Consider the following 13,322-nt stretch of genomic DNA (forward strand, 5'->3'; position numbering starts at 1 on the left):
GCGCTGTCGTGCGCGAGACCGAGAACACTGCTCAGCAGGAGGCGAAGATCATGGCGGGGAACGGAGCGCTCAGCGGTGCGGTGATCGCGGTGGCCGGTGCGGGCGGGCCCGCGGGGCGCGCGACGCTGCTGCGGCTGGCCGAGGCCGGGGCGACCGTCGTCGGCGCGGACAACGACCCGGAGCGGCTGGCGGAGGCCGTGGACGCGGCCCGCTACGCCTCGGGCGGGGCCACGGTGACCGGCGAGCCCGTCGACCTGCTGGACCTGGACTCCACACGGGACTGGGCCACGCACATCGAGAAGGAGTTCGGGCGCGTCGACGGCCTGGTCCACCTGGTCGGCGGCTGGCGCGGCAGCGAGACCTTCATCAAGACCAGCCTGGACGACTGGGACTTCCTGGAGCTGCTGCTCATCCGCACCGTGCAGCACACCTCCCTCGCCTTCTACGAGGGCCTGCAGCGCAGCGACCGCGGACGGTACGTGCTCATCAGCGCCGCCGGCGCGACCAAGCCCACCGCCGGCAACGCCTCGTACGCCGCCGCCAAGGCCGCCGCGGAGGCCTGGACGCTCGCGCTGGCCGACGCCTTCCGCAAGGCCGGGGGCGCCGGGGGGCCGACCTCGGCGGCTGCGATCCTGGTGGTGAAGGCGTTGGTGCACGAGGCGATGCGCGCCGAGCGGCCCAACGCGAAGTTCGCGGGCTTCACGGACGTCAAGGACCTCGCCGAGGCCATCGTCGACGTCTGGGGCAAGCCCGCCGCCGAAGTGAACGGAAAGCGTCTGTGGCTGACCGAGAAGCCGTGAACCCACCGAAGACCGACGCCCGCCGCCACCACGACCCGGGCGTCCGCGGTTTCGCCAGTGACAACTACGCCGGGGCCCACCCGGAGGTGCTCGCCGCGCTGGCCCTGGCCAACGGCGGCCACCAGGTGGCCTACGGCGAGGACGACTACACGGAGAACCTCCAGCGGATCATCCGCAGCCACTTCGGCGCCACCGCCGAGGCGTTCCCGGTCTTCAACGGCACCGGCGCCAACGTCGTCGCGCTGCAGGCGGTCACCGACCGCTGGGGCGCGGTGATCTGCGCCGAGAGCGCGCACATCAACGTCGACGAGTGCGGGGCGCCCGAACGGGTCGGCGGCCTGAAGCTGCTCACCGTACCCACGCCGGACGGCAAGCTCACGCCGGAGCTGATCGACCGGCAGGCGTACGGCTGGGACGACGAGCACCGCGCGATGCCGCAGGTCGTCTCGATCACGCAGAGCACGGAACTGGGCACGCTCTACACGCCCGACGAGATCCGCGCCATCTGCGACCACGCGCACACGCACGGCATGAGGGTCCATCTCGACGGCTCCCGCATAGCCAACGCGGCCGCCTCGCTGGACGTCCCCATGCGGACGTTCACCGACGCGGTCGGCGTCGACCTCCTCTCGCTCGGCGGGACGAAGAACGGCGCCCTGTTCGGCGAGGCGGTCGTCGTGCTCAACCCGGACGCCGTCCGCCACATGAAGCACCTGCGCAAGCTGTCCATGCAGCTCGCCTCCAAGATGCGCTTCGTCTCGGTGCAGCTGGAGGCCCTGCTCGCCAAGGACCTGTGGCTGCGCAACGCCCGGCACGCCAACGAGATGGCGCAGCGCCTGGCGGAGGGCGTCCGGGCCGTCCACGGCGTGGAGATCCTCTACCCGGTGCAGGCCAACGGCGTCTTCGCCCGGCTCCCGCACGCGGTGAGCGAGCGCCTGCAGAAGCGGTTCCGGTTCTACTTCTGGGACGAGGCGGCGGGCGTGGTCCGCTGGATGTGCGCGTTCGACACGACCGAGGACGACGTGGACGCGTTCGTGGCGGCGCTGAAGGAGGAGATGGCGCGGTCGTAAACCCGCCTAGTGCATAGGTATGCGGTCACCCGTAAAGTCATTGACTGACGGGTGATCGCTTTCCTATGCTCTGCGGGCATGGAGCTGATCCAGAACACCCCCGACCTGTCCGCATACTTGGCCGCCGACGAGGTCATCGACCATCACCATCCGGTGGTCCGCGAAACGGCCGCCCGGCTCGCTCGGGACGCCGAGGACTCGTATGCCTATGCACGTCTGGCGTTCGAGTTCGTGCGCGACACGATCCCGCACTCCCAGGACTCCGGTGACCCGCGGGTGACCTGGCGGGCCTCCGACGTGCTGGAGCAGGGCACCGGCATCTGCTACGCGAAGGCGCACGCGCTGACGGCCCTGCTGCGGGCCGAGGACATCCCGACCGCCCTGTGCTATCAGAAGTTCGACGTGGTCCACGGCCTGGTCGCCGTCCGCTTCAACGGAGCCTGGCACCGGCAGGACCCGCGCGGCAACAAACCCGGCGTGGACGCGCAGTTCTCCCTCGACGGCGAACGGCTGGCCTTCACGCCCGACCCCCAGTCCAATGAGCTGGACTATCCAGTCTTGTATGCTGAACCGCACCCGGCCGTCCTGGGCGTCCTCAAGGCCGCCCCCGACCGTCCGACCCTCTGGAACTCGCTCCCCACCGCACTCTGAGGCAGGCCATGACCCTCTCCCTGACCGTGTCCGACGAGGTACGCGCCCTCGCGCCCGGCTTCACCCACGTCGCGATCGAGGCGCACGGCCTCGTCAACGGGCCCAGCACGGAGGCGAGTTCGGCCCTCCTCGACGACGCGGCCCGCCGTCTCGCCGTACGCCTGGACGGACGCGCGCCGCACGAGGACCCGCACATGGCCGCCTGGCGCGAGGTCTACACGGCGTTCGGCTCGAAGCCGTCCCGCACCCGCAACTCCGCGGAGGCGCTGGCCAAGCGAGCCCTGTCGGACGCCGGTCTGCCCCGCATCAACCTCCTGGTCGACCTCTACAACGCCATCAGCGTCGCCCATCTGATCCCCGTCGGCGGCGAGGACATCGACCACATCCAGGGCGGCATGCGGCTCGTCCGTGCCACCGGCGACGAGGAGTTCGCGACCGTGGCCGGTGGCGAGCAGGTCGTCGAACATCCCGACGCGGGGGAAGTCGTCTGGCGCGACGACACGGGCGTGACCTGCCGCCGCTGGAACTGGCGCCAGGGCCCGCGCACCCGGCTCACCGAGGACACGGTGTCCGGCATCTTCCTGCTGGAGAGCCTGACGCCGATGCCGGTCGCCGAGGTGGAGGCGGCGGGGGCCGAACTCGCGGAGCTGCTGGAGAAGTTCAGCCCCGGGGCGCGGATCGAGGTGCGGACGGGGGACTGACGAAGTCGACCTCGCGGCGGGCCCAGGCGCGCAGTAGGTCGTCGCAGCCGGGTGGGACGGGGAGGTCGGGCAGGGCTGCGTCGGCGGCGCCGGCGCGCCGGGCTTCGACGTAGGCGCCGAGGGGGGCGAGGGGGCCGAGGACGGCGGTGAGACGGGCGGGGGGTGGGGGGTTGGTGCTCGCCTCCAGGGAGGTGAGGAGCAGAACCGCGGCGCCGAGGTAGCCGTCGGGGTCGAGGACGTCGGGAGGCATGGGCTGCGGCGACCTTGACTCCAGGCTCTGGACGATGGTCTCCAGGAAGCGCGACTCGTCGGTCGGCTGCCGCGCCCAGGGTGGGCCGGGGTGCTCTCGCACCCAGGCGCCCACGGCTGAACAGGCGGGTGGCGTGCTGTCCCACGGCGGTCTGGAATCCTCCTCCTGTCCCAGGAACACGAAGAGGCAGCGGGTGGCGAACGGGGACCAGAAATACTCCGCGTCGAAGATTCCCGGCCGCCATCGGTGGAAGAGCGACTCCAGATCCAGGTCGCCATTGCGCAGATGGGTGCCGAGGTCGGTCAGCCCATGCCCCAGGCAGACGTCCAGGAGACCGATGTCGTCGCCGCGAGCCATGGCCCGGAACCGTGCCGCGTGCTCGGCGACCTGTTCCCTGACGAACGACCACCAGTAGTCGGACGCGCCCGAGTCGGGTCCCCACGCGGCATACCCCGCCAGAAGGAGTCCCGTACGCCGGCGGCTCCCGTCATCCGACCCCACCGCTTCCCGGATCGCCGCTGCCAGTTCGTCGGCCACCACCTCAGGGCTCTCCCGGCAGTTGCCCAGCACCGCGGCCACCGCCCCGCTGAACTCCTCCGTCGCCGGATCCCCCGGCAACACATGCTCGAACGCCGCCCTCGTCAACCGCCGCACGACCCTCGGCGGCGGATCCACGCAGCTCAGGCAACGCCCCAGGAACGCCAGCACGTTGCCCCGCCCCGCCGCCGACCGGTGTCGCCGTTCACCGAGCAGGGCCGTGAAGAAGCGTGCCGCCCCGTCGACCGTCGTACGGTCCTTGATCTGGACCGCCAACTGGCCCACGATGTCCCACTCCTGGCGCGCCACCCGCGGAGCGAGCCGTCGGGCCAGGGCCTCCGGGGTGTCGCTGAGGCCGGCGAGCTGGGCCGCGGCGAAGTACTCCAGGAACGTGCGGTGCGTGAAGGTGTACAGGCCCTCGCCGCGCGCGGTGGTGCCGACCTCCGTGAAGACCCAGGCCCGCCCGCGGCAGAAGTCGACGAACTGCCGTGCCGCCACCTCCGCGTCCGCGCGCTCCTCGTAACCCCGGCCGTCCAGGAACTCCACGACCTGGCCGACGAGTTCGCCTTCCGTCACCGCCTGGGCGTCGCCCTCGCGCAGCAGCAGCCAGTACGCGACGTGCCGCAGCGCGGGCTCGACCATGCGGGACATCGCGAGTTCGACGTGGATGCGCCGTCGTACGTCCCACTTCTGGAACAGCAGCGCGGCGCACTGCTCGTAGACCTCGGGGCGGCTGCGCGGCATGAAGCCGGTGCCGCGGTAGAGGATGCACATCAGCGCCAGCATCAGGGGGTTGGCGCGCAGGTCGGTCAGGCCCGCGCTCTCGGCGAGGAAGTCGTGGGCACTGCGACGGGCCTCCTCGGCGGTCGTCTCCTCCTGGGCGAACCACTTCTCGACGTACTCCTCCGTCTGCGGCGCCCCGAACGAGCCGAGCCGGAAGCACTCGAAGAAGCGGTCGTCCAGGCGGGCCTCGTCGTAGCCGACGAACCGGGAGGTCACCAGGACCTGCGCCAAAGGGTACTTGGCGCAGAAGAGTTCCACGACCTCGGTCACCTCGCGCCGGCGGCCGGCGTCGAGCAGTTCGTCCAGGCCGTCGAAGAACACCGCCGCGGCGCCGCTCAGCAGCAGCCGGTCGACGGCGCCCGGCGGCGCGGGGCACTGGTAGTGGGTCTCCAGGCGATGCTCGATGTGGTCGACGACCGAGCGGCGCTCCCCGTCGCCGACGGCGAAGTCGCGCAGGACGACGAGGAAGGGCACCGCGGCGGCCGGGTCCGTCGCCCGGGCGTGCACGAGGACCTGGCAGGTGGTGGACTTGCCGCCGCCGGGGTCGCCCAGGAGCACCGTGCGGTCCAGCGCGCGCTCGAAGTCGCCGATGTCGAGGGCGGGTCCGTCGTCCTGGCCGGCGCGGTCCTCGGCGAGCCGCTTGAACTCGGGGCTCACGTGCAGCGCTTCGATCGGCACCCGCCGGCGCCGCTCGAAGTCGGGCGGCTCCAGTGAACCGTGCGCGAAGGCGGCCTGGCGCCGGTACGCGGCGACGAATTCCTGGTCCGCCGCCAGGCTGGCGGAGTCACGCAGGGTCAGGGCGCGGGTGTGCCGCTCGATCGCGCCGAGGACGGCGGTGACGCGGGCCGAGAAGGCGTCCTGGCGGACCCGGCCGAGCACGGTGGCGTCCATGTCGGCCAACGGGCCCACCAGGGAGGCGATTTCGAGGTCGCAGTGGTCGAAGAACTCCGTCGCGAGACCGGCCGCCGCCGAGCCGGGGTCCTGGTGGTCGGCGGAAGGGAAGAGGGCGGCGAGCGTCGCGCGGCCGCACGCGGCGTACGCCTCCCGGAGCCGGGTGATCACCGACTCGGGCGCGTCCGTCAGCCGCGCCGCCAGCAACTCGTGCAGCAGGGCCTGGCTGTCGTCGCCGCGGAAGAACTCCTCCACCGGCTGCAGCGGTACGCCGTCCGGGAGTTCCGGGCCGCCCTCCGGGGCCAGGGCCAGCTGATAGGTGTCGAACCAGCGGATCAGGGCCTGTTCGGCGCCGGAACCCCGCGCGGACTCGCGGCGCAGCCAACGGGCGGTGCCGGTGACGGCCTCGACGAGCACACCGGCCGCGACCTCGGCGAACACGCGCTGCGATCCCCCCTTCCCGGGCGCCGGCCCGGTAGGGCGACGGTAGCCAGGGCGCGCCCGGGCGTCCAGAGGACGTGGGCTGGGGGAGCGGGCCTCAGCCCGCCTCGGCCTCCCGCACCTGCTCCGGCGTGGGCGCCGTACCGCCCAGGTGCGCCGGCATCCACCAGGTGTCGTCCGGGCCCTTGGGACGTACCGGATAGGCGCGCTGGGCCGCCTCCAGCAGCTCGTTGACCCGCTCGCGCAGCTGGCGGGTGATCGCGCCGGCGTACTTGTCCTTGGATGCCTCGATCGCCTCGCCGACGCGGATGGTGATCGGGATGTGGCTGCGCTTGAAGTTGCGCGGGTGGCCCTTGGTCCACAGGCGCTGCGTGCCCCACACCGCCATGGGGATCAGCGGGACGCCCGCCTCCTGGGCGAGGCGGGCGGCGCCCGACTTGAAGCTCTTCAGGGTGAACGACTGCGAGATCGTGGCCTCGGGGAAGACGCCCACGATCTCGCCGGAGCGCAGCGAGCTCAGCGCGTGCTCGTAGGCGGCCTCACCCTGCTCGCGGTCCACGGGGATGTGCTTCATCCCGCGCATCAGCGGGCCGGAGATCCGGTGGCGGAAGACGGACTCCTTGGCCATGAAGCGCACGAGACGTTTCTGCGGCAGCGCCGCCAGTCCGTTGAAGATGAAGTCCAGGTAGCTGATGTGGTTGCTCACCAGGACCGCACCGCCCGAGCGCGGGATGTTCTCCGACCCCTTGCAGTCGATCTTCAGGTCCCACGCCTTGAACATCGTGAGCGCGAGGCCGATGACGGGACGGTAGACAAGCTCTGCCATGGACGGGGTGGGCCCTTCTCTCTGCCTGGGAAGGGAGCTCCCGGCGGGAAAGTTACGCAGCCGTAGGTTTACGGCATCTCGCAGATCGTGCCCGAAGAACGAACCGGTGGCCAGTCCGCGTGCCTGTGAACGGCGAGATCCTCGTCACGTCACCCGCCGTACGACCAGGTACATCTCGCATCCCAGGCAGTACCCGAAGGCTGCGTTGAGGAAGGCCGCCGCGAGCGCGGCGCCGGTCGCGGCGAGCCCCAGCCAGCCGGGCCCCAGTGTGTAGCCGACGAGGCCGAGACCGGCGAAGAGCAGCCCGACCGCCTGTGCGAACCGCGGCGGCTCCGGTGCCTCGAACCCGGTCGGCGGCCCGAGCCGGGGCCGTACGGCCGCACGGAAGAGCCAGCCGTACGGCGAGCGGGCCACCCCGCCCGCCGCGCCCAGCGCGAAGGCGAGTGTCTGCCAGGCCAGCAGCCACGCGTTGCCGGTGATCAGCACGACCGCCAGGACGACGGTCGTCACGGCGGCCCCGAAGCGGGGCCCCCTCACATCGATGTCCATGAATCAAGCATTCCGCAGCGGAAACGATCCGGGGAGCCGGGAATCTTTGCAGTCTCGTGAATGCTTCTGCAGGTTGTGACCGGACTTGTGGTGTGCGTGGCGGTGCTCGCGGCGGCGAGCGCCTATGGAGTGCTTCATCGGAAGCGGAGCGGGAGGGTACGGGTGCGCGGACGCGACGACGGCAAGCGGCTCGGCGCGGCCGAGCTGGGCGAACGGCTCGGGGAGCGGGCCACGCTGGTGCAGTTCTCCAGCGCGTTCTGCGCGCCCTGCCGGGCCACCCGGCGCATCCTCGGCGAGGTCGCGGGCATGGTCCCGGGCGTGCGGCATGTCGAGATCGACGCCGAGGCCCGGCTGGAGCTCGTCCGCGAGCTCGACATCCTCAAGACGCCGACCGTGCTGGTGCTCGACGCCGACGGCCGCGTCGTGCGGCGCGCCACCGGCCAGCCGCGCAAGGCCGACGTCATCGCGGCGCTGGGAGAGGCGGTTTGACGGCTGTGCGCGCAGAGGTGAGGCATCTCCCAGATGCCGGGACGCACTTGACTGTGCATGCCACCTATCGTCAGCCTGACCGTATGCCTACGGAACTCCTTCTCCACGGGCGGGTCCACGTCGACCTGGCCCGCACCGCGAGCGCGTGCTGTCCGGGCTGTTGAGCAGCCACGGACCCCGACGCCACTCCTCGCAGAAGGACATTCCCTTGACGGCCTCGTCCGAGCTCGGCACCCCTCAGCTCGCCTCTCCCGATCTGCTGCGCTCCGTCTTCCGCCGGCACGCGGCCGGAGTCGCCGTGATCACCGCCCGCGGCGACGCGGGCCCGGTCGGCTTCACCGCCACCTCCCTCACCTCCGTCTCCGCCGAGCCCCCGCTGCTCTCCTTCGGCATCAGCACCGGCGCCTCCAGCTGGCCGGCGATATCCGAGACCGGGCATCTCGGCGTCCACATACTCGGCGAGCACCAGCAGGACCTGGCCGCCACCTTCGCCCGCAGCGGGGCCGACCGCTTCGGCGCGCCGACCGCCTGGCGCGAGGGCCCCGAGGGCGTCCCCGTCCTCGACGACGTGCTCGCCTGGCTGGTGTGCCGGGTCGTCGCGCGCGTGCCCGCCGGCGATCACCGCATCGTCGTCGCCGAGGTCGTCCTCGGCGACCCCACGGGCCCCGGCCGGCCCCTCCTCTACCACCAGGGACGCTTCAACGGCCTGCGGGACTGACCGGCTTTCCTCCCGGCCTGCGAACCGGTCGAGTTCCGATTACGCTGCGTTGCGAAGGTCACAGTTCAAAGCGCTTGCTTAGCGGGAACGAACTAGGTGTACTGACGAGTAATATTTCGCTCGGAGCGCGGGTCGCCCCGATCGGGATCGGCCGCTTGAGGCGCCTATGCTGCCTGCAAGCAGGCAGCACTGAAAAGACGATGCAGTAGGAGAGCCGGCGTGAGCTTGAGGATCGTTGTCACTGTGAAGTACGTGCCCGACGCCACTGGCGACCGGCACTTCGCCGATGACCTGACCGTCGACCGGGACGACGTGGACGGTCTGCTCTCCGAGCTCGACGAGTACGCGGTCGAGCAGGCGCTGCAGATCTCCGAGAACTCCGACGACGACGTGGAGATCACCGTCCTGACCGTGGGTCCGGAGGACGCCAAGGACGCGCTGCGCAAGGCGCTGTCGATGGGCGCGGACAAGGCGATCCACGTCGAGGACGATGACCTGCACGGCACCGACGCCATCGGCACCTCGCTGGTGCTGGCCAAGGCGATCGAGAAGGCCGGCTACGACCTCGTGATCTCCGGCATGGCCTCCACCGACGGCACCATGGGCGTGGTTCCGGCGCTGCTGGCGGAGCGGCTGGGCGTGCCGCAGGTGACGCTGCTGTCCGAGGTGAGCGTCGAGGACGGCACGGTCAAGGGCCGCCGCGACGGCGACGCCGCCAGCGAGCAGCTGGAGGCCTCCCTGCCGGCCGTGGTCTCGGTGACCGACCAGTCGGGCGAGGCGCGGTACCCGTCCTTCAAGGGCATCATGGCGGCCAAGAAGAAGCCGGTGGAGTCCTGGGACCTGTCGGACCTGGACCTGGAGGCGGAGCAGGTCGGTCTGGAGGGCTCCTACACCACGGTCGAGTCCGCGGCCGCGCGCCCGGCCCGCACCGCCGGCACGATCGTCAAGGACGAGGGCGAGGGCGGCAAGCAGCTCGCTGAGTTCCTCGCGAGCCAGAAGTTCATCTAGGGCTTTTCGGGCTCGACACGCTGACCGCCCCTCACTTTTCGCAAGCAGGAGAGCAATCCCATGGCTGAAGTTCTCGTCTACGTCGACCACGTGGACGGTGCCGTCCGCAAGCCCACCCTGGAGCTGCTGACCCTGGCCCGCCGCGTCGGCGAGCCCGTCGCCGTCGCGCTGGGCAACGGCGCCGCCGACACCGCCGCCACCCTCGCCGAGCACGGCGCCGTCAAGGTGCTGACCCACGAGGCGTCCGAGTACGCCGACTACCTGGTCGTACCGAAGGTCGACGCGCTGCAGGCGGCCGTCGCCGCCGTCTCCCCGGCCGCCGTGCTGGTGCCGTCCTCCGCCGAGGGCAAGGAGATCGCCGCCCGCCTGGCGCTGCGCATCGGTTCCGGCATCATCACCGACGCCGTCGACCTGGAGGCCGGCGAGGACGGCCCGGTGGCCACCCAGTCGGTGTTCGCCGCCTCCTTCACCACCAAGTCCCGCGTCTCCAAGGGCACCCCCGTCATCACCGTCAAGCCCAACTCCGCCGCCGTCGAGGCCGCCCCGGCCGCCGGTGCCGTGGAGGCCCTGGACGTGACGTTCTCCGCGCAGGCCACCGGCACCAAGGTCACCGGCCGCACCCCGCGCGAGTCGACCGGCCGCCCGGAGCTGACCGAGGCCGCGATCGTGGTCTCCGGCGGCCGCGGCGTCAACGGCGCCGAGAACTTCGCGATCATCGAGGCGCTCGCCGACTCCCTCGGCGCGGCCGTCGGCGCCTCGCGTGCCGCGGTGGACGCCGGCTGGTACCCGCACACCAACCAGGTCGGCCAGACCGGCAAGTCCGTCTCGCCGCAGCTGTACATCGCCAACGGCATCTCCGGCGCCATCCAGCACCGCGCCGGCATGCAGACCTCGAAGACGATCGTGGCGGTCAACAAGGACGCCGAGGCCCCGATCTTCGACCTGGTCGACTACGGCGTGGTCGGCGACCTCTTCGACGTCGTCCCGCAGCTCACCGAGGAGATCAAGGCCCGCAAGGGCTGACCTCCGCCGCCTGTCCGAGGCCCCCGCGACCGCGCTGACGGTCGCGGGGGCCTCGTCTCATCCCAGGCTCAGCCACGCCTGCACGGGCAGGTGGTCGCTGGGGAACTGGCCGTGCGCGGAGAAGGTGTCGACCGCCGCCCGGTGCACCGTCACCCCCGGTGTGGCGAGGATCCAGTCGATGCGCTCACCGTCCTGCTTGAGGCCGTGGTAGCCGTGGAAGGTCCCGTACAGCGGGCCGCGCTCGGCCGCCGCGTCCCAGGTGTCGACGAGCCCCGTCGCCAGCATCTGGTCGTAGACCGGGTTCTGGTGGGCCGGCACGTTGAAGTCGCCGGTCACCACCACGGGCAGGGACGGCCGAAGTCCGGCCGTCCGACGCGTCATCAGGTCGGCGCTGCGTTCGCGCGCGTACTGGCTGGCATGGTCGAAATGGGTGTTGCACACGTAGAACTCGCGTCCGCCGTCGGCGAGATCACGGAAGCGGATCCAGGTGACGACACGGGGGAAGGCCGCGCCCCAGGTGTTGGAGGCGATGGTCTCGGGGGTGTCGGAGAGCCAGTAGGTGTAGTGCTCGACGGGGGACAGGCGCCGGTTGTCGTAGTAGACGGCGGTGGACTCGTCGCGGCTGCCGCCCTCACGGCCCGTGCCGATCCAGTCGTAGTGCGCCCCCAGGTCGGACTCGATGTCCCGCAGTTGCTGGTACAGACCCTCCTGGGTGCCGACGACCTGGGGGCGGGCGCGGCGCAGGAGGGCGCGCATCACGGGTCTGCGGTCGCTCCAGCTGTTGGGTTCGGCGGTGCTCGCGAAGCGCAGGTTGAAGGTCATCACCTGCAGGGCGGGTGCCTGGTGTGCCAGGAGCGGGGCGCGGCGCACGCGGGGTGCCGGGACCGAGGCGGAAGCCGTGGACGAGGCGGACGAGGCGGACGAGGCGGAGACCGCGGCGCTGGAGAGGGGCACGGTGACCGCCGCGGCCAACAAGGCCCGCAGGCCCAGACGGCGGGTGACTCGGCTGTGGTTCGGCACTCAGACTCCTTCGGTGGCACGGCCGGACGAGTCGCGCGGAGGCGAGTGGTGTGTCGAGCAGATGTGTCGAGCAGTGTGATACCCGGGTGCGAGTGGGGCGTGAACATGCGCAGGTGACGGCGCGGCCGGCAGGCGACATGCTGTTGACCATCCCGCCGGTCCGCGGATACCTTCGTTCTACGGATTGTTGATTCCGTACAGCGGAAAACAGGAGGGTGCGGGATGGGGCAGGGCCGGCAGGAGAAGGTGACGACGAGCCTCGCGGGCGCCGTCAGCGAGGAGATCAGCGCCTCCCTCGCCCCCGTCGACGCCGAACTGGAGCGCCGCTACCCCGGCGACCCGGGCACCCGCCAGCCCGTGCACACCGTGTACGTCCCCGGTGACGTCTTCGACGCCGGCACCCTCCGCTCCTGGGGCGACCAGGCCCTCGCCGCCCTCGACGAACACGCCCCGGACGCCGCCGCTTTCGCCGCCGTCCTCGGTCTGGCCGACGACCTCGCCGGGCCCGTCCACGCGCGCGTGCGGGCCAAGTTGGAGCGTGAGCCGATCGAGGACCTGCGCGTCGACTTCGAGGACGGCTACGGCCCCCGTCCGGACGCCGAGGAGGACGAGGCGGCGGCGCGCGCGGCGCGGCTGATCGCGCGGGCGTACGAGAACGGGACGGCGGCGCCGTACATGGGCATCCGGATGAAGTGCATGGAGGCGCCGGTACGCGACCGGGGCATCCGCACCCTCGACGTCTTCCTCACCGGGCTGATGGAGGCCGGGGGCCTGCCGGCGGGGCTGGTGCTGACACTGCCCAAGGTGACCTACGCCGAGCAGGTGAGCGCCTTCGTCCGGCTCCTGGAGGCCTTCGAGAAGGCGCACGGCCTGGACGCCGGGCGGATCGGGTTCGAGATCCAGATCGAGACCAACCAGGCCATCCTCGCCACCGACGGCACCGCCACCGTCGCCCGGATGATCCAGGCCGCCGAGGGCCGCGCCACCGGGCTGCACTACGGCACTTTCGACTACAGCGCCTGCCTCGGCGTCTCCGCCGCCTACCAGGCCAGTGACCACCCGGCCGCCGACCACGCCAAGGCGGTCATGCAGGTCGCGGCGGCGGGCACGGGCGTGCGGGTCTCGGACGGCTCCACCAACGTGCTGCCGGTCGGCCCGGCCGAGCGCGTCCACGACGCCTGGCGGCTGCACTACGGCCTCACCCGCCGTGCCCTCGCCCGCGCCTACTACCAGGGCTGGGACATGCACCCCGGCCACCTCCCCACCCGGTACGCGGCCGTCTTCGCGTTCTACCGCGAGGGGTTCGAGGCGGCCGCGGCCCGTCTCGCCCGGTACGCGAACCGCGCCGGCGGCGACGTCATGGACGAGCCCGCCACCGCCAAGGCCCTGGCCGGCTACCTGCTGCGCGGACTGGACTGCGGTGCGCTGGACCTCGCCGAGGTGTCCCGCGCGACCGGTCTGACCAGGGCCGGTCTGGAGGGCTTCGCGGCGCCCCGGCGCGGTGACCTGACGGTGTCGGCCACGTAGCAGGCAGGTCACAGCCGTCACGGGCGGCTGGCGTTGTC

At 71.6% G+C, this 13,322-nt stretch carries 14 protein-coding genes; 10 read left to right on the plus strand and 4 right to left on the minus strand.

The window, feature by feature from the left end:
- Positions 1-50: 50 nt before the first annotated feature.
- From ACYF6T_RS04130 to ACYF6T_RS04145, 4 genes are all read left to right on the plus strand, one after another.
- Positions 51-800: an SDR family NAD(P)-dependent oxidoreductase gene (locus tag ACYF6T_RS04130; protein ID WP_461693713.1), complete on the plus strand. Its 750-nt coding sequence runs from the start codon at positions 51-53 to the stop codon at positions 798-800.
- The gene (locus ACYF6T_RS04135; RefSeq protein WP_461693462.1) at positions 797-1,870 is read left to right on the plus strand and encodes a threonine aldolase family protein; all 1,074 of its coding nucleotides are present in this window, start codon (positions 797-799) and stop codon (positions 1,868-1,870) included. Before ACYF6T_RS04130 ends, ACYF6T_RS04135 begins: the two co-directional genes overlap by 4 nt.
- 78 nt (positions 1,871-1,948) lie before the next feature.
- Positions 1,949-2,521 carry a transglutaminase-like domain-containing protein gene (locus ACYF6T_RS04140; protein ID WP_461693464.1) on the plus strand — a complete coding sequence of 191 codons (573 nt, stop codon included), beginning with the start codon at positions 1,949-1,951 and terminating at the stop codon, positions 2,519-2,521.
- Between the two features lie 8 nt (positions 2,522-2,529).
- On the plus strand, positions 2,530-3,222 hold the full coding sequence (locus ACYF6T_RS04145; RefSeq protein ID WP_461693466.1) for a B3/B4 domain-containing protein: 693 nt from the start codon (positions 2,530-2,532) through the stop codon (positions 3,220-3,222).
- Here the strand turns inward: ACYF6T_RS04145 and ACYF6T_RS04150 are convergent.
- From ACYF6T_RS04150 to ACYF6T_RS04160, 3 genes are all read right to left on the minus strand, one after another.
- Positions 3,182-6,124 carry an NACHT domain-containing protein gene (locus ACYF6T_RS04150; protein ID WP_461693467.1) on the minus strand — a complete coding sequence of 981 codons (2,943 nt, stop codon included), beginning with the start codon at positions 6,122-6,124 and terminating at the stop codon, positions 3,182-3,184. The genes ACYF6T_RS04145 and ACYF6T_RS04150 overlap by 41 nt on opposite strands.
- 97 nt (positions 6,125-6,221) lie before the next feature.
- Complete coding sequence (locus tag ACYF6T_RS04155) at positions 6,222-6,950, minus strand: lysophospholipid acyltransferase family protein (RefSeq protein WP_461693468.1); 729 nt, start codon at positions 6,948-6,950, stop codon at positions 6,222-6,224.
- A 144-nt stretch (positions 6,951-7,094) separates the two neighbouring features.
- Positions 7,095-7,499: a DUF4395 domain-containing protein gene (locus ACYF6T_RS04160; RefSeq protein WP_461693469.1), complete on the minus strand. Its 405-nt coding sequence runs from the start codon at positions 7,497-7,499 to the stop codon at positions 7,095-7,097.
- Between the two features lie 75 nt (positions 7,500-7,574).
- Between ACYF6T_RS04160 and ACYF6T_RS04165 the strand changes: the two genes are divergently transcribed.
- The 5 genes from ACYF6T_RS04165 to ACYF6T_RS04185 all read left to right on the plus strand — a co-directional run bounded on the left by ACYF6T_RS04165 (position 7,575) and on the right by ACYF6T_RS04185 (position 10,737).
- Positions 7,575-7,988 carry a TlpA family protein disulfide reductase gene (locus tag ACYF6T_RS04165; RefSeq protein ID WP_461693714.1) on the plus strand — a complete coding sequence of 138 codons (414 nt, stop codon included), beginning with the start codon at positions 7,575-7,577 and terminating at the stop codon, positions 7,986-7,988.
- An 83-nt stretch (positions 7,989-8,071) separates the two neighbouring features.
- Entirely contained in the window at positions 8,072-8,152 is an 81-nt protein-coding gene (locus tag ACYF6T_RS04170) for a putative leader peptide (RefSeq protein WP_356347483.1), read from the plus strand.
- Positions 8,153-8,196: 44 nt separating this feature from the next.
- Entirely contained in the window at positions 8,197-8,706 is a 510-nt protein-coding gene (locus tag ACYF6T_RS04175; RefSeq protein ID WP_461693471.1) for a flavin reductase family protein, read from the plus strand.
- Between the two features lie 219 nt (positions 8,707-8,925).
- Positions 8,926-9,714 (plus strand): electron transfer flavoprotein subunit beta/FixA family protein, encoded by a 789-nt coding sequence (locus ACYF6T_RS04180; protein ID WP_461693473.1) that lies wholly within the window; start codon positions 8,926-8,928, stop codon positions 9,712-9,714.
- Between the two features lie 60 nt (positions 9,715-9,774).
- Positions 9,775-10,737 (plus strand): electron transfer flavoprotein subunit alpha/FixB family protein, encoded by a 963-nt coding sequence (locus ACYF6T_RS04185; RefSeq protein ID WP_461693475.1) that lies wholly within the window; start codon positions 9,775-9,777, stop codon positions 10,735-10,737.
- Between the two features lie 57 nt (positions 10,738-10,794).
- Here ACYF6T_RS04185 and ACYF6T_RS04190 read toward each other — a convergent pair whose 3' ends face one another.
- A complete protein-coding gene (locus tag ACYF6T_RS04190) occupies positions 10,795-11,757 on the minus strand; it encodes an endonuclease/exonuclease/phosphatase family protein (RefSeq protein WP_461693476.1) in 963 nt (320 codons plus the stop codon).
- 222 nt (positions 11,758-11,979) lie between these two features.
- Here ACYF6T_RS04190 and ACYF6T_RS04195 point away from each other — a divergent pair, with 222 nt between their 5' ends.
- A complete protein-coding gene (locus tag ACYF6T_RS04195) occupies positions 11,980-13,284 on the plus strand; it encodes a DUF6986 family protein (protein WP_461693478.1) in 1,305 nt (434 codons plus the stop codon).
- Positions 13,285-13,322: the final 38 nt, after the last annotated feature.

It is taken from the genome of Streptomyces sp. 7R007 (assembly GCF_054850255.1).

Bases quoted from the DNA above. Each gene is read 5' to 3' on its own strand.
- ACYF6T_RS04160 (WP_461693469.1), bottom strand. From the start codon at position 7,499: ATGGACATCGATGTGAGGGGGCCCCGCTTCGGGGCCGCCGTGACGACC.
- ACYF6T_RS04140 (WP_461693464.1), top strand. From the start codon at position 1,949: ATGGAGCTGATCCAGAACACCCCCGACCTGTCCGCATACTTGGCCGCC.
- ACYF6T_RS04170 (WP_356347483.1), top strand. From the start codon at position 8,072: ATGCCTACGGAACTCCTTCTCCACGGGCGGGTCCACGTCGACCTGGCC.
- ACYF6T_RS04130 (WP_461693713.1), top strand. From the start codon at position 51: ATGGCGGGGAACGGAGCGCTCAGCGGTGCGGTGATCGCGGTGGCCGGT.
- ACYF6T_RS04195 (WP_461693478.1), top strand. From the start codon at position 11,980: ATGGGGCAGGGCCGGCAGGAGAAGGTGACGACGAGCCTCGCGGGCGCC.
- ACYF6T_RS04145 (WP_461693466.1), top strand. From the start codon at position 2,530: ATGACCCTCTCCCTGACCGTGTCCGACGAGGTACGCGCCCTCGCGCCC.
- ACYF6T_RS04185 (WP_461693475.1), top strand. From the start codon at position 9,775: ATGGCTGAAGTTCTCGTCTACGTCGACCACGTGGACGGTGCCGTCCGC.
- ACYF6T_RS04155 (WP_461693468.1), bottom strand. From the start codon at position 6,950: ATGGCAGAGCTTGTCTACCGTCCCGTCATCGGCCTCGCGCTCACGATG.